Source organism: Streptomyces radiopugnans (genome assembly GCF_900110735.1).
Classification (GTDB): Bacteria; Actinomycetota; Actinomycetes; order Streptomycetales; family Streptomycetaceae; genus Streptomyces; species Streptomyces radiopugnans.
On record NZ_FOET01000009.1, the window covers coordinates 196,190 to 216,746 of the forward strand.

Here is a 20,557-nt window from a genome sequence, read left to right on the forward strand (position 1 = left end):
TAGTCTCGGCATTGGCACTCCCCCATGGAGAGTGCCAATCCAAGCGACGGGCAGATCCGGCACCCGCGACGACGGATCTACCAGGTCGCCACCCCAGACATCCAAACCCCGCTGAGATCTCCGAAGGGGGAGGTCGGATCGTGACGACCGCCACTAGCTCCAAGGTTGCCATCAAGCCGCTCGAGGACCGCATCGTGGTCCAGCCGCTCGACGCCGAGCAGACCACGGCCTCCGGCCTGGTCATCCCGGACACGGCGAAGGAGAAGCCCCAGGAGGGCACCGTCCTCGCCGTCGGCCCGGGTCGCTTCGAGGACGGCAACCGTCTGCCGCTCGACGTCAAGGTCGGCGACATCGTGCTGTACAGCAAGTACGGCGGCACCGAGGTGAAGTACAACAACGAGGAGTACCTCGTCCTCTCGGCGCGCGACGTTCTCGCGATCATCGAGAAGTAAGCCACCGCGAAGACTGCCTGTGATCCGCGCCCTGGTACCCGCGTCCGAGACGTCCGGGGCCGGGGCGCGGTTCCTTTGACGAGGATTCCGAGAGGACCCAAGCAACCATGGCGAAGATCCTGAAGTTCGACGAGGACGCCCGTCGCGCCCTCGAGCGCGGTGTCAACAAGCTCGCCGACACCGTGAAGGTGACGATCGGCCCCAAGGGCCGCAACGTCGTCATCGACAAGAAGTTCGGCGCCCCGACCATCACCAACGACGGTGTCACCATCGCCCGCGAGGTCGAGGTCGAGGACCCGTACGAGAACCTGGGCGCCCAGCTCGTCAAGGAGGTGGCGACCAAGACCAACGACATCGCGGGCGACGGCACCACCACCGCCACCGTGCTGGCCCAGGCGCTGGTCCGCGAGGGCCTGCGCAACGTCGCCGCCGGCGCCTCCCCGGCCGCCCTGAAGAAGGGCATCGACGCCGCGGTCAAGGCCGTCTCCGACGACCTGCTGGCCACCGCCCGCCCGATCGACGAGAAGTCCGACATCGCCGCCGTGGCCGCGCTGTCCGCCCAGGACAAGCAGGTCGGCGAGCTGATCGCCGAGGCGATGGACAAGGTCGGCAAGGACGGCGTCATCACCGTCGAGGAGTCCAACACCTTCGGTCTGGAGCTGGACTTCACCGAGGGCATGGCCTTCGACAAGGGCTACCTGTCGCCCTACATGGTCACCGACCAGGAGCGCATGGAGGCCGTCCTCGACGACCCCTACATCCTGATCCACCAGGGCAAGATCTCCGCCATCGCGGATCTGCTGCCCCTGCTGGAGAAGATCATCCAGTCCAACAGCTCCAAGCCGCTGCTGATCATCGCCGAGGACGTCGAGGGCGAGGCCCTGTCGACCCTGGTGGTCAACAAGATCCGCGGCACCTTCAACGCCGTGGCCGTCAAGGCCCCGGGCTTCGGCGACCGCCGCAAGGCGATGCTCGGCGACATGGCGACGCTGACCGGCGCCACCGTCATCGCCGAGGAGGTCGGCCTCAAGCTCGACCAGGCCGGTCTGGACGTGCTGGGCACCGCCCGCCGCGTGACCGTCACCAAGGACGACACCACCATCGTCGACGGCGGCGGCAAGGCCGAGGACGTGCAGGCCCGCGTCGCGCAGATCAAGGCCGAGATCGAGACCACCGACTCCGACTGGGACCGCGAGAAGCTCCAGGAGCGCCTCGCGAAGCTGGCCGGCGGTGTGTGCGTGATCCGCGTGGGCGCGGCCACCGAGGTCGAGCTCAAGGAGAAGAAGCACCGTCTGGAGGACGCCATCTCCGCGACCCGCGCCGCGGTCGAGGAGGGCATCGTCTCCGGCGGCGGCTCCGCGCTGGTCCACGCCTCCAAGGTGCTGGAGGGCGGTCTGGACAAGGACGGCGACGAGGCCACCGGTGTCGCGGTCGTCCGCCGTGCCCTGGTCGAGCCGATGCGCTGGATCGCCGAGAACGCGGGCCTGGAGGGCTACGTCATCACCTCCAAGGTCGCCGAGATGGAGAAGGGCCACGGCTTCAACGCCGCGACCGGCGAGTACGTCGACCTGGTCAAGGCCGGCGTCATCGACCCGGTCAAGGTCACCCGCTCCGCCCTGGAGAACGCCGCCTCCATCGCGTCGCTGCTGCTGACGACCGAGACCCTGGTCGTCGAGAAGCCGGCCGAGGAGGAGCCGGAGGCCGCCGCGGGCGGTCACGGCCACGCCCACTGAGGCACGGGCCACCGCGGTACGTCCCGCCGACACGACGAGGCCCGGCCCCCCGGCACACGGGGGGCCGGGCCTCGTCGCGCCCCCGCGCGGAAGCGGAGGGAAGGAGGGGGAAGGGGAACGGGACGGACGGGACGGAGGGGAGGGGCCGTAAGAGCGGCGGTGCGTCCGTCATCTCGGGCTGAAGCGCCCGGTGGTGGAGGAGGCGCGCGAGACCAGGCCGCGCGGTGCCAGCCGGGCCAGGCCCAGCAGCGCCTTGTAGCGCGGGTCCGGGACGGACAGCGTCTTCCCCCTGGCCAGGTCGTCCAGGGCCGCGTCCACCACCCGGTCGGCGTTCAGCCACATCCAGCCCGGCACGCTCTCCGCCGACATCCCCGCGCGCCGGTGGAACTCGGTGCGCACGAAACCCGGGCACAGCGCCATCAGCCGCACCCCCGTCGTTCCCAGGTCCCGCGCCGCGCCCTGGGTGAACTGCACGACCCACGCCTTGGACGCGCCGTAGGTGCCGCGCGGCACGAAGGCCGCCACCGAGGCCACGTTGACGATGCCGCCGCGGCCCCGCTCGCGCATGCTCTCCGCGGCGGCCGAGGTCAGCCGCAGCACGGCCTCGCAGTGCACCTTGAGCATGCGCAGCTCGTCCGCCATCGGCACCTCCAGATAGCGGCCCCTGTTGCCGAAGCCGGCGTTGTTGACCAGCAGGTCCACCGGGTGCTTCCGGTCGCCGAGCCGCTCCTCGACCGCCTCGATGCCCTCGTCGGTGGCCAGGTCGGCGGTGATTATGGACGCCTCGACGCCGTGCCGGTCGTGCAGTTCGGTGGCGTGCCGCCGCAGCCGCTCGGTGTCCCGGGCGACCAGCACCACGTTGTGCCCGTCGCGTGCCAGCCGCCGGGCGAAGGCGGCGCCGATCCCGGCCGTGGCCCCTGTGATCAGTGCAGTCGTCATACGGGCACGCTATCCGGCCGGGGCCGGCGGGCCGCGTGCCGGATGCGTCAGGAGGCGTACTTCGCGGTGTACTCCAGCGCCTCCTCCCGGGCGGCGGCGGCCAGGGCGTCGCCGGCGTCCAGCACGCGGGGCAGCAGTGACCGCTCGGTGGTCAGGGCGCGGAAGAGGAGGGAGACGGTCACCTCGTGGTCCGGCCGGTGCAGGACCTCGATCCGGTCCCCGGCGCGGATCTCGCCGGGCTCGGCCACCCGCAGGTACGCCCCCGGCGCGGCGGCCCGGGTGAACGCCTTCATCCACCCCGCCCCCCGCTCCGTCGGCAGGACCCCCATCTCCCCCAGCCGGCCGGCGAAGGTGCGGCAGGGAGTGCGCGCGCAGGAGACCTCCAGCACCGTGTCCGGCCCGATCCGCCAGCGCTCGCCGATCAGCGCTCCGCTGACGTCGGCGCCGGCGGTGGTGAGGTTCTCGCCGAAGACCCCGTTGGGCAGTTCGCGGCCGAGGACCTCCTCCCAGCCGTCCAGGTCCTCCCGGGCGAAGGCGTACACCGCCTGGTCGTCGCCGCCGTGGAAGAGCGGGTCGCCGATGACGTCCCCGGCGAGTCCGCTGCCGCCGCCGGAGCCGGGGGCGGTCACGGCGACCGGGCCGTCGGCCGGGCGCTTGTCGATGCCGGTGAGGCCGCCCGGGGCGTTGGTGTAGCCGACGGAGCGGGGGCGGGCGAGGTTCACGGAGAGAAGCCGCATGCCGCGCAGACTAGAAGGGCGCCTTCAAGGGCGCGAACGGACACCGCGGTCCCCCGCCGGGGGCGCTTATGGTGGGGGAGTGATCGAGGCACGCCATCTCCGTGTGCTGCGCGCGGTGGCCCGCACCGGTTCGCTCTCGGCCGCCGCCCGTGCGCTGGGCTGCACACAGCCCGCCGTCAGCCAGCAGATGAAGGCCCTGGAGCAGACCGCGGGCACCCCGCTGCTGGTGCGCGCCGGCCGCGAGACGCGGCTCACCGAGGCCGGCGAGGCGCTGGTCCGGCACGCGGCGGGCATCCTGGCCGGGCTGGCCGCCGCCGAGGAGGAGGTGGCCGCCATCGCCGGGCTGCGGGCGGGCCGGGTCCGGCTGGTGTCCTTCCCCAGCGCCAGCTCCGCGATCGTGCCCGCGGCCGTCGCCGCGATGCGCGCGGAGCATCCCGGGGCCCGGGTGTCGCTGGTCGAGGCGCAGCCGCCGCGTTCGGTGGAGGCGCTCCGCGAGGGCGAGTGCGACATCGCCCTCGCCTACCGCTACCCGGACGCCGCCGGGCCGGCGGAGAGCGATCCGGAGTGGGACGACCTGGTGGTGCGGCCGCTGCTGACCGAGCGGCTGGTGGTCCTGGTCCCGCAGGACCACCGCCTGGCACGGGCGGCGGAGGCGGGGGAGGAGGTGGGGCTCGCGGAGCTGGCCCGGGAGCCCTGGATCGCGGGCTGCCCGCGCTGCCGCGGCCATCTGGTGGAGGTGTGCGAGAGCGCGGGCTTCACACCGCGGATCGACTTCGCCACCGACGACTACCCGGCCGTGGTGGGGCTGGTGGGGGCGGGCCTGGGCGTGGCCGTGCTGCCGGGGCTGGCGGTGGAGTCGGTGCGCCCCCGGGGCGTGCGGACGGTGGGCATCAGCCCGGAGGTACGGCGCGAGGTGGCGGCGCTGACCCTGCCGGACCTCGCCCGGGTGCCTGCGGTCGCCGCCATGCTCGACCGGCTGTCGGACGCGGCCCGCCGCTGACGCGGGCCGCGTCCGGCACCCGGGGCGTCCGGCGTCCGGGCCCATGGGGCGCCGGGGGAGCGGCCGAAGGGCGCGCGGAGAGCGGCCCTACGCCCCGGCCGCGCCGACCAGCCTGGTGCGGGCCCGGCCCATGAGCTCCTCGCGCTCGTCCTCGGTCAGCCCGCCCCACACCCCGTACGGCTCACGCACGGTGAGCGCGTGGGCGGCGCACTCCGCCCGGACCGGGCAGCGCATGCACACCTCCTTGGCGGACGCCTCGCGTGCGCTGCGGGCCGCTCCGCGCTCCCCTTCGGGGTGGAAGAACAGCGAGCTGTCGACTCCTCGACAGGCGGCCAGCAGCTGCCAGTCCCACAGATCGGCGTTGGGACCCGGAAGGCGGGAGAAATCTGCCATGGCTTGTCCTCTCGAAGCGAACTGATGCTGGTGAACCAGTCGAGAACAGTCACGACCGTACATCCACGGTATGAGTAGATGTAAATATGCATCTTCGAGATTTTCGGGACATACGCGAGTAATAAAAAGAAAACCCGCCAAACAGGGCAAATGACGACACGGCTGCTGATCTGCGCGGGATACCCCCTCCGTGTCGACCCCATCACGTAGGGTGTTGAAAGCGGGCGCCGAAGACCGTAACTCTTTCGGGTGACCGTCGTTGAGTGTGCGGAGGCGGTTGACACAGACAAGTGCCGGACGGATGTCCGGGGCGGTCAACCGCACAGGTGACGATTCGTACCAGCCCTGGAGGCCTAAGGTGATGCGCATGAGCTGCGGAGGGCGATCATGACTTCCGTCCTCGTCTGCGACGACTCCCCGCTTGCCCGAGAGGCGCTGCGCCGCGCGGTCGCGACCGTGCCCGGCGTGGAACGTGTGACGACGGCGGCCAACGGCGAGGAAGTCCTCCGCCGCTGGGGCGCCGACCGATCCGACCTCATCCTCATGGACGTCCGGATGCCCGGCCTGGGCGGTGTCGAGACCGTACGGCGCCTGCTGTCGGCCGACCCCGGCGCCCGCATCATCATGCTGACCGTGGCGGAGGACCTGGACGGCGTCGCGCTCGCCGTCGCCGCCGGCGCCCGCGGCTACCTGCACAAGGACGCCTCGCGCGCCGAGCTGCGGGCCACGGTCACCCAGGCACTGGCCGACCCCACCTGGCGGCTCGCGCCGCGGCGGCTGCGCTCGGCCGAGATGGGCGCCACGCCGACGCTCACGGCCCGCGAGATCCAGGTGCTGGAGGGCATGAGCCACGGCCGCTCCAACGCCGAGATCGGACGCGAGCTGTTCCTGTCCGAGGACACGGTGAAGACCCATGCGCGGCGGCTGTTCAAGAAGCTCGGCGCCTCCGACCGCGCGCACGCCGTGGCGCTCGGCTTCCGCTGGGGCCTCGTCCGCTAGCCCCGGCGGGGGGCGGCCCCGCCACCTGTACGTCCGCAGGTACGTCCGCCGGTCCGGGGCCGACCGGACCGCGGACACCCGACGGCGCCGGAGCGGTGGAGCCGGCGCGCTCCCCGTCCGCGGCCGGCGGTACGTGCCGAGCGCGCCGCGCGCCGTGCCGTGTGCCGTGTGCCGTGTGCCGTGTGCCCGGAAGGGTCCCCGCCGGTCCCGGAGCACCGGGAGGCGGGGCCTTCCGGAGACGGTCCGGTGCCGTAATCTCCGGTGTGCCGCATCCTGGATGTATGGAGTTCCTCGGGGACGTGACGGCCAGGCGTGAGGGGAGGGCGCGGGACGTGACAGCGAGTGCCCCTGCCCATAACGCTTCAGTGCACAACCACGGACGGGGTGCGGCCGAACGGCCGGGCCGGGTGCACCATGGACCGATGCGTGACGACGAGACGCCATCCGCGGCCGACGGCCGCGGCGAGATCGGTGCCCTCGTCCAGCGCGCGGTGGAGGGCGACGAGCGCGCCACCCACGACCTCCTCGCCCGCGTCCACCCCCTCGCCCTGCGCTACTGCAGGACCCGGCTGACCCGGCTGCCCGGGGACGCCCGGCACTTCGTGGACGACCTGGCCCAGGAGGTCTGCCTGGCGGTGTTGTGCGCACTGCCGCGCTACCGCGACACCGGCAAGCCCTTCGAGGCGTTCGTGGTCGCCATCGCCCAGCACAAGGTCGCCGATCTCCAGCGGGCCGCCATGCGCGGACCGGGCAGTACGGCGGTGCCCTCGGACGAGATGCCCGAGCGGCCCGACGACTCGCTCGGCCCGGAGGAGCGGGCCCTGCTGAGCAGTGACGCGGAGTGGGCCAGGAAGCTGCTGGCCAACCTCCCCGAGCACCAGCGCGAACTGGTGCTGCTGCGGGTGGCGGTCGGGCTCACGGCCGAGGAGACCGGGCAGATGCTCGGAATGTCCCCGGGGGCCGTACGCGTTGCCCAGCATCGAGCCCTGTCGCGGCTGCGCGCTCTCGCGGAGCAGTGATCCGGGGCCGTTCACGGCCATCCGGCGAGCGGTCCGGCGGCGATCCCGCCGGCGGACCCGCGGGCGGTACGGCGCCCCTTCCGGGCCCGTTAGCATGGACGTCCGCGCCGGGCAAGAGTATTGGGGAAGGTGCCATGGAAGGCGTCATGACGGACAACGTCGGCAGTGCGGGCAGCGCCGGCAGTGCTGACGGGGTTCCCGCGAAGTTCGCCGCACTCGGGCTGACCTACGACGACGTGCTGCTGCTGCCGGGCGAGTCGGACATGGCCCCGCAGGACATCGACACCTCCTCGTACGTCTCGCGCAACGTCAGGGTGAACATCCCGCTGATCTCCGCGGCGATGGACAAGGTCACCGAGGCCCGCATGGCGATCGCCATGGCCCGGCAGGGCGGTGTCGGCGTACTGCACCGCAACCTGTCGATCGAGGACCAGGCCGACCAGGTCGACCAGGTCAAGCGGTCGGAGTCCGGCATGGTCACCGACCCGATCACCATCCGCCCCGACGCCACGCTGCGCGAGGCCGACGAGCTGTGCGGCCGCTTCCGCATCAGCGGCGTGCCGGTCACCGACGCCACCGGCAAGCTGCTGGGCATCGTCACCAACCGCGACATGGCCTTCGAGACCGACCGCAGCCGCGAGGTCCGCGAGGTGATGACGCCGATGCCGCTGGTCACCGGCAAGGTGGGCATCTCGCGCGCGGACGCCATGGAGCTGCTGCGCCGCCACAAGATCGAGAAGCTGCCGCTGGTCGACGACGAGGGCGTGCTCAAGGGCCTGATCACCGTCAAGGACTTCGTCAAGGCGGAGAAGTACCCCAACGCCGCCAAGGACTCCGAGGGCCGTCTCATCGTCGGCGCGGCGGTCGGCGTGGCCGGCGACGCCTTCGAGCGGGCCCAGGCGCTGATCGAGGCGGGCGCCGACTTCATCGTCGTGGACACCGCGCACGGCCACTCGAAGCTGGTCGGCGAGATGGTCGCCAAGATCAAGTCCAACTCCTCGGTCGACGTGGTCGGCGGCAACGTCGCCACCCGCGACGGGGCCCGGGCGCTGATCGACTCCGGCGCCGACGGCGTCAAGGTCGGTGTCGGACCGGGCTCGATCTGCACCACCCGCGTCGTCGCCGGCATCGGCGTCCCGCAGGTCACCGCGATCTACGAGGCCGCGCTCGCCGCGAGGGAGAGCGGCGTCCCGGTCATCGGCGACGGCGGGCTGCAGTACAGCGGCGACATCGCCAAGGCCCTGGTCGCCGGCGCCGACACCGTGATGCTCGGCAGCCTGCTGGCGGGCTGCGAGGAGTCGCCGGGCGAGCTGCTGTTCATCAACGGCAAGCAGTTCAAGTCCTACCGCGGCATGGGCTCGCTGGGCGCGATGCAGTCGCGCGGCCAGGCCAAGTCCTACTCCAAGGACCGCTACTTCCAGGAGACGGTCGCCGCCGACGACAAGCTCGTCCCCGAGGGCGTCGAGGGCCAGGTCCCCTACCGCGGCCCGCTGGGCGCGGTGGTGCACCAGCTCGTCGGCGGCCTGCGGCAGTCGATGTTCTACGTCGGCGGCCGGACGGTGCCGGAGATGAAGGCCAGGGGCCGCTTCGTGCGCATCACCGCGGCCGGGCTCAAGGAGAGCCACCCGCACGACGTCCAGATGACGACCGAGGCGCCGAACTACTCCCGGCGCTGAGACGGACCGGTGCCCCCGGTGCGCGCCCCCGGTGTCCCGCTCGGGGATACTGGGGGCGTAGACCGTAGGAAGGGCACAGCACGTGACTGAGATCGAGATCGGCCGCGGCAAGCGCGGGAGGCGGGCGTACGCCTTCGACGACATCGCGGTGGTGCCCAGCCGCCGCACGCGGGACCCGAAGGAGGTCTCGATCGCCTGGCAGATCGACGCCTACCGCTTCGAGCTGCCGTTCCTGGCCGCCCCGATGGACTCGGTCGTCTCGCCGCGCGCCGCGATCCGCATCGGCGAGCTGGGTGGCCTGGGGGTGCTCAACCTCGAAGGCCTGTGGACGCGTTACGAGGACCCCGAGCCGCTGCTCCACGAGATCGCCGAGCTGGAGGACGCCGCGGCCACCCGCCGGCTCCAGGAGATCTACTCCGCCCCCATCAAGGAGGAGCTGATCGGGCGGCGGATCAAGGAGGTGCGCGACTCCGGCGTGGTGACGGCCGCCGCGCTGTCGCCGCAGCGCACCGTGCAGTTCTCCAAGGCGGTCGTGGACGCGGGCGTGGACATCTTCGTCATCCGCGGCACCACCGTCTCCGCCGAGCACGTCTCCTCGGCGGCCGAGCCGCTCAACCTCAAGCAGTTCATCTACGAGCTCGACGTCCCCGTCATCGTCGGCGGCTGCGCCACGTACACCGCCGCGCTGCACCTGATGCGCACCGGTGCGGCCGGCGTGCTCGTCGGCTTCGGCGGCGGCGCCGCGCACACCACCCGCAACGTGCTGGGCATCCAGGTGCCGATGGCCACCGCCGTCGCCGACGTGGCGGCGGCCCGCCGCGACTACCTGGACGAGTCCGGCGGCCGGTACGTCCACGTCATCGCCGACGGCGGCGTGGGCTGGTCCGGCGACCTGCCCAAGGCCATCGCCTGCGGCGCGGACGCGGTGATGATGGGCTCCCCGCTGGCCCGCGCCACCGACGCGCCCGGCCACGGGCACCACTGGGGCATGGAGGCCGTCCACGAGGACGTGCCGCGCGGCAGGCGCGTCAACCTCGGCACGGTCGGCACCACCGAGGAGATCCTGCTCGGCCCCTCGCACAGCCCCGAGGGCCACATGAACTTCTTCGGCGCCCTGCGCCGGGCCATGGCCACCACGGGCTACTCGGAGCTCAAGGAGTTCCAGCGGGTGGAGGTCACGGTCTCCCGCTGAGCGCGGGCGCCCGTACGGCGGAAGCCGCACGGCGGCAAGGGGCCGGGCCCGGCGGACGGACAGTCCGCCGGGCCCGGCCCCTTGCGGCACGGGCGCACCGGGCGCACCGGACGCGGCGGGCGCTCGCGTCACAGCCGGTGAGCCGCCCCCGTGGGGCTGGCGCCGCGGGTGTCGAGCAGGAGCTGGGCCTTGGCCGACAGGCTCTGCAGGTCGTAGACGCGGTGGTGCTGGAGGAGCAGGGTGAGGTCGGCCGCGGCGGCGGCCTCGTAGAGGGAGTCGGCGCGCGGGACGGGGCGGCCCGCCACCCGCCACTGCGGCACGTGCGGGTCGTGGTAGCCGATCTGCGCGCCCAGCTCCATCAGCCGCAGGGCGATCTCGGGGGCGGGGGAGCCGGTCCGGTCGGCGAGGTCGGGCTTGTAGGTGACGCCCAGCAGCAGGACGCGGGCACCGCGGGCCGACTTGCCGTGCTCGTTGAGCAGGGTCGCCGCGCGCTGGGCCACGTAGCGCGGCATCCGGGCGTTGGCCTCCTGGGCGACCTCGACCAGGCGCAGCGGATAGCCCGGGGTGCGCCCGCCGCGGTCCAGGCAGGCGGGGTCCACGGGGATGCCGTGGCCGCCCACGCCCGGGCCCGGCCGGAAGGCGTGGAAGCCGAACGGCTTGGTCTCCGCGCAGCGGATCACGTCCCACAGGTCCACGCCGAGGTCGTGGCAGAGCACGGCCATCTCGTTGACCAGGGCGATGTTCACGTGCCGGAAGTTGGTCTCCAGGACCGCCGTCGTCTCGGCCTCGCGCAGGCCGCGGGCCCGCACCACCTTCTCGACCAGCCGCCCGTAGAAGGCGGCGGCGGCCTCCGTGCAGGCCGGGGTCAGTCCGCCGATCACCCGCGGGGTGTTGGAGTAGCCGTGGGAGCGGTTGCCGGGGTCGAGGCGGGAGGGGGCGCAGGCGAGGTGGAAGTCGTGACCGGCCCGCAGTCCCGAGGCCTTCTCCAGCAGCGGGGCGACGTACTCCTCGGTGCCGCCGGGGTGGACGGCGGACTCCACCACGACCGTGGTCCTCGGGCGCAGCCGCTCGCCGAGGGTGAGCGCCGCCGCCCGCACCGCGCCCAGGTCCGGGGCGCGGCCCTCGCCCTGCGGGGTGGGGGCGCAGATCAGGGCGGTGCGGACCCGGCCCAGCACGGAGGGGTCCGAGGTGGCGCGGAAGCCGGCCGAGGCCATCCGGCGCACCTCGGCCGCCGACAGCCCGCCGTCCGCCGGCGGGCGCCCCGCGCCCAGCTCGCGCACGGCGTTCTCGTCGGGGTCGTAGCCGATGGTGCGGATACCGGCGGCCGTGGCGGCCTGGGCCGCGGGAAGACCCAGATGACCCAGACCGAGGACGGCGAGATCTGCGGGCATGAGGCGGCGTCCCTTCCCCTGTCGACGGACTCGTGGGGCTGGCTGGCTTGTGGGGCGATGTCAGGTTAAGCGCATATATGACAGATATGGTGGATTGCGTGCGGAGCGGTGTCCGCCCGGGTCGAAGTCGTGCGATCGGCGGACGAACGGGTAGGGGCCAGGACAGGTGCGGACGGGCAATCGACCGGGGCATCGGCATATCAGGGAGGCAGTGGTGAGGACAGCGGCACTGGGACCGGCCGAGCGGGCCGAGGCGCTCGCCCGCATGTCGGAGCGCGAGCTGGACATACTGGTCGTCGGCGGCGGGGTGGTCGGCGCCGGCACCGTCCTGGACGCGGCGACCCGCGGCCTGTCGACGGGCATCGTCGAGGCGCGCGACTGGGCGTCGGGCACCTCCAGCCGCTCCAGCAAGCTCATCCACGGCGGGCTGCGCTATCTGGAGATGCTGGACTTCGCGCTGGTGCGCGAGGCGCTCAAGGAGCGCGGGCTGCTGCTCCAGCGGATCGCCCCCCACCTGGTCAGGCCCGTCCCCTTCCTCTATCCGCTGCGGCGCCGGGGCTGGGAGCGGCTGTACGCGGGCTCCGGCGTGGCGCTGTACGACGTGCTCGCCACGGCCTCCGGACGCGGCCGCGGCCTGCCCCACCACCGGCACCTGACGCGCCGCCAGGCCCTGCGGGTGGCGCCCGCCCTGCGCAAGGACGCGCTGGTGGGAGCCCTGCAGTACTACGACGCGCAGATGGACGACGCCCGCTACGTCGCCGCCCTGGTGCGCACCGCCGCCGCCTACGGGGCCCACGCCGCCAACCGGGCCCGCGTGGTGGGCTTCCTGCGCGAGGGCGAGCGGGTGGTCGGCGCCCGGGTGCAGGACCTGGAGCAGGGCGGCGAGTACGAGATCCGGGCCAAACAGGTCGTCAACGCCACCGGTGTGTGGACCGACGACACCCAGCGGCTGACCGCCGAGCGCGGCCAGTTCCACGTCCGCGCCTCCAAGGGCATCCACCTGGTGGTGCCCCGCGACCGCATCCACTCCACCACCGGGCTGATCCTGCGCACCGAGAAGAGCGTGCTGTTCGTCATCCCCTGGGGCCGGCACTGGATCATCGGCACCACCGACACCGACTGGGACCTGGACAAGGCCCACCCGGCGGCCTCCAGCGCCGACATCGACTACCTGCTCGACCACGTCAACTCGGTGCTGGCCGTGCCGCTCACGCGCGACGACGTGGAGGGCGTGTACGCCGGGCTGCGCCCGCTGCTGGCCGGGGAGTCGGACGCCACCAGCAAGCTCTCGCGCGAGCACACCGTCGCCCATCCGGTGCCGGGCCTGGTGGTCGTCGCGGGCGGCAAGTACACGACGTACCGGGTGATGGCCAAGGACGCGGTCGACGAGGCCGTCCACGGGCTCGACCACCGCGTCGCCGAGTGCACCACGGAGGAGGTGCCGCTGGTCGGCGCCGAGGGCTACCACGCGATGTGGAACGCCCGTGCCCGCATCGCCGCCCGCACCGGGCTGCACGTGGCGCGCGTGGAGCACCTGCTGGGCCGGTACGGCTCGCTGATCGACGAGGTGCTGGAGCTGATCGCCGCCGACCCGAGCCTGGGCGAGCCGCTGCCGTGCGCGGACGACTACCTCAGGGCGGAGGTGGTGTACGCCTGCACGCACGAGGGCGCGCGCCACCTGGACGACGTCCTCACCCGCCGTACCCGCATTTCCATCGAGACCTTCGACCGCGGCGCGCGCAGCGCGCGGGAGTGCGCCGAGCTGATGGCGCCGGTGCTCGGCTGGGACGCCGGCCAGATCGACCGCGAGGTGGAGCACTACGAGAAGCGGGTCGAGGCCGAGCGGGAGTCCCAGCTCCAGCCCGACGACCAGACCGCCGACGCCGCACGTCTGGGCGCGCCGGACATCGTGCCGTTCCAGCCGCTGTGACGCTCCGGCGTCCGTGACGGCCCGTCACCTTCCTCCGTCGCGCGGCCGGTACGCGTCCGTCGCGCGGGCGTGCCGGCCGCACCGCGGGTGCCGGGGCGTCAGCCCCGGGCCCGCGCACCGCCGTTCCGGTTGTGTGTCCCCGGCCGAGTGCACCGCGGTCCGCCCCGTGGGGGAGAATGGGGCCACTGCTGGGGCGGGCTGAGTGTGAGGGGACGCATGAGCGACGTGGACGGCCGCGGCAAGAAGGCCGGACGGCTGCTGGGCGGGCGTTACCGGCTGGGCGACGTCCTGGGCCGCGGCGGAATGGGCACCGTGTGGCGGGCCGAGGACGAGGTCCTGGGCCGCACCGTCGCGGTGAAGGAACTGCGCTTCCCCTCCAGCATCGACGAGGAGGAGAAGCGCCGGCTGGTCACCCGCACACTGCGCGAGGCCAAGGCCATCGCGCGCATCCGCAGCAGCAGCGCCGTCACCGTCTACGACGTGGTCGACGAGGACGACCGCCCCTGGATCGTCATGGAGCTGATCGACGGCCGCTCCCTGGCCGACGTGCTGCGCGAGGACGGCCCGCTGGAGCCGCGGCGGGCGGCCGAGGTGGGTCTGGCGATCCTCGACGTGCTGCGCGCCGCCCACCGCGAGGGCATCCTGCACCGCGACGTGAAGCCCTCCAACGTCCTGATCGCCGACGAGGACGGCCGGGTCGTCCTCACCGACTTCGGCATCGCCCAGATCGAGGGCGACCCCTCCCTCACCTCCACCGGCATGCTGGTCGGCGCGCCCTCCTACATAGCGCCGGAGCGGGCGCGCGGTCAGCGCCCCGGCCCGCCGTCCGACCTGTGGTCGCTGGGCGGGCTGCTGTACGCGGCGGTGGAGGGCCACCCGCCGTACGACAAGGGGTCGGCGATCGCCACCCTGACCGCGGTGATGACCGAGCCGCTGGAGCCCCCGAAGCGCGCCGGGGCCCTGGAGGCGGTCATCCACGGCCTGCTGGACAAGGACCCGGACAAGCGGCTGGACGAGCCGGGCGCGCGGGCGCTGCTGGAGCGCGCGGCCCGCGGGCCGCGGGCCGGGGCCGCGGCAGCGGAGACGAAGGAACCGGAGGGCACCCGTACGACCGTGCTCCCGGTGGCCGGCACGGGCGACTCGTCCGGCACCTCCGGCACGGGCGGCTCGTCCGGCACGGGCGGTGAGCGGCTGCGCGAGGCGCTGCGGTCCGTACGCGCCGCCGCGGCCGCCGCCCCGGCCGGGCGCGGCGCGGAGGAGAAGGCCGGGGGCGAGGCCGGCGGGAAGGGCGCCGCCGACGGCGGGGCAGTCGGCCCCGGGGCGGCCGGCGGCGGGGCCGCGGCCACCACCGCGGTCCCCGCCCGGATGGCCCGCGCGGCCCGTATGGCGCGGCAGCCCGCCGGGCTCGCGGTGGTCGCCGTCGTGGTGCTGGCCCTGCTCGGCACCGTCCTGGCCTTCGCGTTCGCCGGGGGCGACGAGGGCGGCGGCGAGCGGGCCGGATCCGGGCGGTCGGCGGCTCCGACGGCCGGGCAGGACGGCAGCGGTGACGAGCAGGACGGCAAGGACGGCGGAGGGAGCGACGGCGGATCCGGCGAGCAGTCCGCCGAGCCGTCCACCGAACCCTCCGCGGATCCGTCCGGCAGGGGAGGCCGCGAGGAGGAGGAAGGCGGCAAGGGCGGACAGGGCGGCGAGGGGCTGCCCGAGGGCTACGAGACGGTCACCGACGACCGCTTCCACTTCTCGATGGCCATGCCCGAGGGGTACGAGCGCGCCGGGATAGCGGGCCGCAACTCCGGCGGCAAGTACGCGCCGCGCGGCGGCGGCTACCCCAAGGTCCAGGTCGACTTCAACGGCAGCCCCGGGGACAGCGCGGCGGGCGCCTGGCGCTCCCTGGAACCCGCCGTGCGCGGCAGCAGCACCGGCTACTCCCTGATCGCCATCAAGCCCGTGAAGTGGCGGGGCTACCCGACCGTCGCGGACTGGACGTTCGAGCGCGTGGAGAGCGGGAAGCGGGTGCGCGTCCTCAACCGCGGCTTCCGGGTGGACGACACCCACGGCTACGCCATCATGATCACCTGTGAGGCGGGCGAGTGGGACGGCGAGGAGTGCCGCACGGTGCGGGAGACCGCTTTCCGGACGTTCCGCCCCCGGGACTGAGACGGGCAACCGGGCCGACGGGCGACGCGAAGCCACTCCGGCACGTATCGTGATAGTACGCAGACCCTGTGCTTCCGCGATCCGGCCGGTGGGGACGGGTCTTGACGGACCGTAGGGCATCAGGCCGTGTGGGGAGGGCGCCGTGGACGAGTACTCGGGTCGGCTGCTGGCCGAGCGGTACCGCTTGCCGCGTCCGCCTTCCGACGAGTACGAGCTGGTGGAGTCCCGCGCGTACGACACCGCCAGCGGGCAGGAGGTGCTGGTCCGCCAGGTGCCGCTGCCCGAGGTCGTCGAGGCCGAGTTCGTCGGCGGGGACGGCTACGGGCACGACCGCACCGGCCGCGCCACGCGGCGCCCGGCCGATCCCGCCGTGCGGCGCGCGGTGGAGGCTGCGCTGGCCGCCTCCCGGATACCCGACCACCCGCGGCTCGACCAGGTCTTCGACGTCTTCGCCGAGGGCGACGGGCTGTGGATCGTCAGCGAACTGGTCGCGGCCCGGCCGCTGGCCGCCGTGCTCGCCGAGCGCCCGCTGAGCCCCCACCGGGCGGCCGAACTGGCCGCCGACCTGCTCACCGCCCTGCGCGCGGTCCACGCGCACGGCTGGGTCCACCGCAACATCACCCCCCGCACCGTCCTCGTCTGCGACGACGGCCGCGCCGTGCTCACCGGGCTGGCCGCCGGCGCGGCGGAGGAGGCGCTGTGCGGGTACGACCCCCTCCCGGCACCGCCGAGCGTGCTGCCGCGCGGCCACGTGGAGGGCTCTGCCGACGTGCGTGCGGACGGGCATGCGGACGGCCGCGCGGACGACGCGTCCGCGACCCGGCGGGGCGAGGACGGCGGCGTCCCCGGGCTGCCGCCCGGCTACCGGGGGGCGGACCAGGGTCCGGCGGCGGGCGGTGTGCCCCGCCAACTGGCCGGTCCCGGCGCCGACGAGGGCCAGGGGGCGGGGGAGTACGAGGCGCACGGCCACTACGCGCCCCACGACCGCGGCGGGCAGCCCGGGCAGGGCGGCCCGGCCGCCGAACGCGCCGCGCGCAGCGGCGCCATCGCCGCGTACCGGGCCGGGACGCGCGCCGCCGCCGCGCGGGCCGAGGTCGAGGCGCGCAGGGACGAGGCCGGCCGGCAGGCCGGTGACCTGCGCCCGGTCGCCCCCGGCGCCTCGCACCCGTACGGCGGTGAGCCGTACGGCGGGCAGAGGCCGCCCGCGCGGAGCTGGGGCGAGGAGGACGGCGACCGCTACCGCGGTCCCACCACCGCGCTCGCCGCCGAACGCGCCCGCCAGAGCAGGATGGCGATCGTCGGCGCCGTCACCGAGCGCTGGGCCCCCGAGCAGGCCGGGCCCGTCTACGAGAACTGGCGGCTGGCCCCGCCGGTCGGCCCGGCGGCCGATCTGTGGGGTCTGGGCGCGCTGCTGTTCCGGGCCGTCCAGGGGCACGCGCCCTACCCCGAGGAGTCGGTGGCCGAGCTGGTGCAGATGGTGTGCGCCGAGCCGCCCGCGTTCGCCGAGGAGTGCGGTGCGCTGCGGCCCGTCGTGGAGTCGCTGCTGCGCCAGGACCCGACCGAGCGGCCGGACTTCGAGGAACTGGGCGGCTGGCTGCGCTCCCTGGTCCGCTCCGCGCCCGAGCCCGAGGTCGGGCTGCACACGGTCACCGCGCCGCTCTCGCTGGAGGCCGGCCGGCCCGCCGACCCCAGGCGGCTGCCGATCATAAGGCGCCGGGGCGAGCTGGTGCGCAGGAAGCGGGCGGAGCGTTCCCCGGTGGCCACCCACGCCCGGCACCGGCGCGCCCGGAAGCAGAGGTCTCCGCGCCGGCTGGGCGTGGTGCTGGTCGGGCTGATACTCCTGCTGCTGACCGGGACGCTGGTGTACGCCGCCGTGTACATGCCCGAGGGCGGCTCGGGCTCGTCCGGCAACAGCGCCGACCAGCGGCCCGGCAGCGTGGGCGCGCAGCCGGAGCGGCCGCAGGAGGAGCGGCAGCGGGAGGGAGCCCCGCGGGAGGAGGCCCCGCCGTCGCAGGGGCCCGAGGGCGGCGAGTCCGGCGGGTCCGGGGCCTCGGAGGCGCCCGGCAGCGAGCGGCCCCAGGCCGGCGATCCGGTGGAGGGGCTCGACGGCTACGTCCTGCACAAGGACGCGGCCGACTTCCAGATCGCGCTTCCCGAGGACGCTCGGCGGGCGGGGCCGGACGGCCGGGGGCGGACGGTCTTCACACACGGGGACCTCGAGATCGTCGTGGTGCCCGGCCGGGACACCACCGAGAAGTACGGCTCGGACGCGATGGCGTACCTCACCGACGACCAGCGGGAGCTGGACGCCTACCGCGCCGCGGACTGGGCGACCAACTCCGGGATGCGGCGGATACAGGTGGGCCGGACGGTGATGGCCGAGGGCCGGTTCAGCTGGCGCGAGGGCGCGGACAGCACCTACATGTGCGACCGGGCGGTCATCGTCGACGGCCGCTACCACTCGGTGCTGGTCAGGGGGCCGGAGAGCCGGAAGGACGACATCGACCGCGTCTTCGACGCGATCGCCGACACCTACCGCGCCACCGGCTGAGGCCGCGCCCGGCCCGGACGTCCCAGAAGCTGCCCGCCGTTCCCCGGGCCGCCGTCCGCATGCGCGTACGATCTGTGCCAGTGATCGCTGGCGGATTCCGTGAAAAGTGGTTACCGACGGGTACACAGCAGGTTTCCCACGCCGTACCCTCCCCGGTATGACGGATTCGCCAGGTACCGCCGCCACCAGGGCGGCGCAGACGACGGGCACCGGCCCCGACGCTCCCGCAGCCCCCACGGCCCCCGCAGCCCCTGCGGCTCCCACGACGGTCGGCGGCAACCCGGTCGCCACCGCCCCCGCCGACGCCCGCACCGCCGCCGACGTGGTGACCGGCGAGCTGGTCGCCCGGCTGACCCGGGGCCTGGCGGGCAGCGGCCGCACCGCGTGCCACACCCCCTTCACCGGGGAGAAGCTGGCCGACCTGCCCGAGTCCACCCCCGCGGACGTCGCCGAGGCCTACGCCCGGGCCCGCGAGGCGCAGCGGACGTGGGCGGCACGGCCGGTGCGCGAACGCGCCGCCGTGCTGCTGCGCTTCCACGACCTGCTGCTCGCCCGCCAGTCGGAGGTGCTGGACCTGGTCCAGCTGGAGACCGGCAAGGCGCGGCTGCACGCCCACGAGGAGGTGCAGGCGGTCGCCGTCGCCGCCCGCCACTACGGCCGCAAGGCCCCGGCGTACCTGCGCCCCGCGAACCACACCGGCGCCATCCCGGTCCTCACCCGGGTGCGGGAGCTGCGCCACCCCAAGGGCGTGGTCGGACAGATCGCCCCGTGGAACTACCCGCTGGAGCTGTCGGTCGGCGACGCGCTGCCCGCCTTCGCCGCGGGCAACGCCGTCGTCATGAAGCCCGACACCGAGACCGCGCTTACCGCCCTGTGGGCGCGCGACCTGCTGATCGAGGCCGGACTGCCCGCCGACGTCTGGCAGGTCGTGATCGGTGAGGGTCCGGTCGTCGGCCCGGCCGTCGTCGACCACGCCGACTACGTCTCCTTCACCGGCTCCACCCGCACCGGCCGCGAGGTCGCCCAGCGGGCGGCGTTCCGCCTGGTGGGGGCCTCGCTGGAGCTGGGCGGCAAGAACGCCATGCTGGTGCTGGAGGACGCCGACCTCGACAGGGCGGCCGAGGGCGCGGTGCGCGCCGCGTTCTCCTCGGCCGGGCAGCTGTGCATCTCCATCGAGCGGCTCTACGTCCACGCCTCGGTCGCCGACGCCTTCCTGGAACGGTTCACCGCCCGCACCGGGGCGCTGCGCCTGGGCTCGGCCCTGGCCTACGGCGCCGACATGGGATCGCTCGTCTCGCGGCGGCAGCTCGAGAACGTGGTGCGGCACGTGGACGACGCCGTCGCCAAGGGCGCGAAGGTCCTGACCGGCGGCAGAGCGCGCCCCGACGTCGGCCCGCTGTTCTACGAGCCGACCGTCCTGGAGGGCGTCACCGCCCCCATGGCCGTCTGCGGCGAGGAGACCTTCGGCCCCGTCGTCTCCGTCTACCGCTTCACCGACGAGGACGAGGCGGTCGCGCTGGCCAACGCCACCCCCTACGGCCTCAACTCCAGCGTCTGGACGAAGAACGCCCGCCGGGGCCGCGAGATCGCCGCCCGGCTGCGCACCGGCACGGTGAACGTCAACGAGGGCTACGCCGCCGCGTACGGCAGCGTCCAGTCGCCGATGGGCGGCATGGGCGACTCCGGGCTGGGCCGCCGGCACGGCTCGGAGGGCATCCTCAAGTACACCGAGGCGCAGACCGTCGCCACCCAGCGGCTGCTGCCCATGGCCCCGTCGCTCGGCATGGACGACGCGAGGTACGCGGCCTTCATGAGCGCCTCCCTGCGCGCGATGAAGGCCTTCCGCTTCCGCTGACGCCCCTCCCTCCCGTTCGTCCGTCCGTCCGCACCCGTCCCCACCACCCCCTTCCGCCTCCTTCCCCGGAACCGATACGCACCACCGGAGGTCCCCGTGTCCCGACCGCAGGACGAAGCAGCACAGCAGCCGTCCGGCCCGCCGCGGCCGTACGGCTACGACTACGACGTGATCGTGGTCGGTTCCGGCTTCGGCGGTTCGGTGGCCGCGCTGCGGCTGACCGAGAAGGGCTACCGGGTCGGGGTGCTGGAGGCGGGGCGGCGCTTCACCCGCCAGACGCTGCCGAAGAACTCCTGGGACCTGCGGAACTACCTGTGGGCCCCGGCGCTGGGCCTGTACGGCATCCAGCGCATCCACCTGATGGACAAGGTGATGATCCTGGCCGGCGCGGGGGTGGGCGGCGGTTCGCTGAACTACGCCAACACCCTCTACGTGCCGCCGCCGGCCTTCTTCACCGACCGCCAGTGGGGCCGCATCACCGACTGGCAGGAGGAGCTGAAGCCGTACTACGACCAGGCGAAGCGGATGCTGGG

Annotated in this window: 16 protein-coding genes; 12 read left to right on the top strand and 4 right to left on the bottom strand. The window is 73.9% G+C overall.

Features of this window, described 5'->3' with window-relative positions; genetic code table 11:
- Window positions 1–140: 140 nt before the first annotated feature.
- Both groES and groL read left to right on the top strand, forming a co-directional pair.
- Window positions 141–452: a co-chaperone GroES gene (gene groES / locus BMY40_RS17735; protein WP_093660681.1), complete on the top strand. Its 312-nt coding sequence runs from the start codon at window positions 141–143 to the stop codon at window positions 450–452.
- 107 nt (window positions 453–559) lie between these two features.
- Complete coding sequence (groL, locus tag BMY40_RS17740; protein ID WP_093660683.1) at window positions 560–2,185, top strand: chaperonin GroEL; 1,626 nt, start codon at window positions 560–562, stop codon at window positions 2,183–2,185.
- Window positions 2,186–2,353: 168 nt separating this feature from the next.
- Here groL and BMY40_RS17745 read toward each other — a convergent pair whose 3' ends face one another.
- Window positions 2,354–3,124, bottom strand: coding sequence for an SDR family NAD(P)-dependent oxidoreductase (locus BMY40_RS17745; protein WP_093660685.1), 771 nt, complete (start codon window positions 3,122–3,124; stop codon window positions 2,354–2,356).
- A gap of 47 nt (window positions 3,125–3,171) precedes the next feature.
- A complete protein-coding gene (locus BMY40_RS17750; RefSeq protein ID WP_093660687.1) occupies window positions 3,172–3,861 on the bottom strand; it encodes an MOSC domain-containing protein in 690 nt (229 codons plus the stop codon).
- A 79-nt stretch (window positions 3,862–3,940) separates the two neighbouring features.
- On the opposite strand from BMY40_RS17750, the gene BMY40_RS17755 reads away from it, so the two are divergent.
- The gene (locus BMY40_RS17755) at window positions 3,941–4,861 is read left to right on the top strand and encodes a LysR family transcriptional regulator (protein ID WP_093660689.1); all 921 of its coding nucleotides are present in this window, start codon (window positions 3,941–3,943) and stop codon (window positions 4,859–4,861) included.
- Between the two features lie 87 nt (window positions 4,862–4,948).
- Here BMY40_RS17755 and BMY40_RS17760 read toward each other — a convergent pair whose 3' ends face one another.
- A complete protein-coding gene (locus tag BMY40_RS17760) occupies window positions 4,949–5,254 on the bottom strand; it encodes a WhiB family transcriptional regulator (protein ID WP_093660691.1) in 306 nt (101 codons plus the stop codon).
- A gap of 387 nt (window positions 5,255–5,641) precedes the next feature.
- On the opposite strand from BMY40_RS17760, the gene BMY40_RS17765 reads away from it, so the two are divergent.
- The 4 genes from BMY40_RS17765 to BMY40_RS17780 all read left to right on the top strand — a co-directional run bounded on the left by BMY40_RS17765 (window position 5,642) and on the right by BMY40_RS17780 (window position 10,140).
- Window positions 5,642–6,253 (top strand): response regulator transcription factor, encoded by a 612-nt coding sequence (locus tag BMY40_RS17765; RefSeq protein ID WP_093660693.1) that lies wholly within the window; start codon window positions 5,642–5,644, stop codon window positions 6,251–6,253.
- 422 nt (window positions 6,254–6,675) lie between these two features.
- Entirely contained in the window at window positions 6,676–7,272 is a 597-nt protein-coding gene (locus BMY40_RS17770) for a sigma-70 family RNA polymerase sigma factor (protein WP_281250789.1), read from the top strand.
- A gap of 146 nt (window positions 7,273–7,418) precedes the next feature.
- Window positions 7,419–8,948, top strand: coding sequence for an IMP dehydrogenase (gene guaB, locus BMY40_RS17775; RefSeq protein ID WP_093660744.1), 1,530 nt, complete (start codon window positions 7,419–7,421; stop codon window positions 8,946–8,948).
- 82 nt (window positions 8,949–9,030) lie between these two features.
- Window positions 9,031–10,140, top strand: a complete 1,110-nt coding sequence (locus BMY40_RS17780; protein WP_093660697.1) for a GuaB3 family IMP dehydrogenase-related protein — start codon at window positions 9,031–9,033, stop codon at window positions 10,138–10,140.
- 128 nt (window positions 10,141–10,268) lie between these two features.
- Here BMY40_RS17780 and BMY40_RS17785 read toward each other — a convergent pair whose 3' ends face one another.
- Window positions 10,269–11,531 (bottom strand): nucleotide sugar dehydrogenase, encoded by a 1,263-nt coding sequence (locus BMY40_RS17785; RefSeq protein ID WP_093660699.1) that lies wholly within the window; start codon window positions 11,529–11,531, stop codon window positions 10,269–10,271.
- Window positions 11,532–11,745: 214 nt separating this feature from the next.
- Between BMY40_RS17785 and BMY40_RS17790 the strand changes: the two genes are divergently transcribed.
- The 5 genes from BMY40_RS17790 to BMY40_RS17810 all read left to right on the top strand — a co-directional run.
- Window positions 11,746–13,461 carry a glycerol-3-phosphate dehydrogenase/oxidase gene (locus BMY40_RS17790; RefSeq protein WP_093660701.1) on the top strand — a complete coding sequence of 572 codons (1,716 nt, stop codon included), beginning with the start codon at window positions 11,746–11,748 and terminating at the stop codon, window positions 13,459–13,461.
- A gap of 216 nt (window positions 13,462–13,677) precedes the next feature.
- A complete protein-coding gene (locus tag BMY40_RS17795) occupies window positions 13,678–15,618 on the top strand; it encodes a serine/threonine-protein kinase (RefSeq protein ID WP_093660703.1) in 1,941 nt (646 codons plus the stop codon).
- A gap of 142 nt (window positions 15,619–15,760) precedes the next feature.
- Window positions 15,761–18,169: a protein kinase family protein gene (locus BMY40_RS17800; protein WP_093660705.1), complete on the top strand. Its 2,409-nt coding sequence runs from the start codon at window positions 15,761–15,763 to the stop codon at window positions 18,167–18,169.
- A 157-nt stretch (window positions 18,170–18,326) separates the two neighbouring features.
- Window positions 18,327–20,024 carry a succinic semialdehyde dehydrogenase gene (locus tag BMY40_RS17805; protein WP_093660707.1) on the top strand — a complete coding sequence of 566 codons (1,698 nt, stop codon included), beginning with the start codon at window positions 18,327–18,329 and terminating at the stop codon, window positions 20,022–20,024.
- A 96-nt stretch (window positions 20,025–20,120) separates the two neighbouring features.
- On the top strand, window positions 20,121–20,557 hold a 437-nt coding region (locus BMY40_RS17810; RefSeq protein WP_143071789.1), incomplete at its 3' end, for an NAD(P)-binding protein.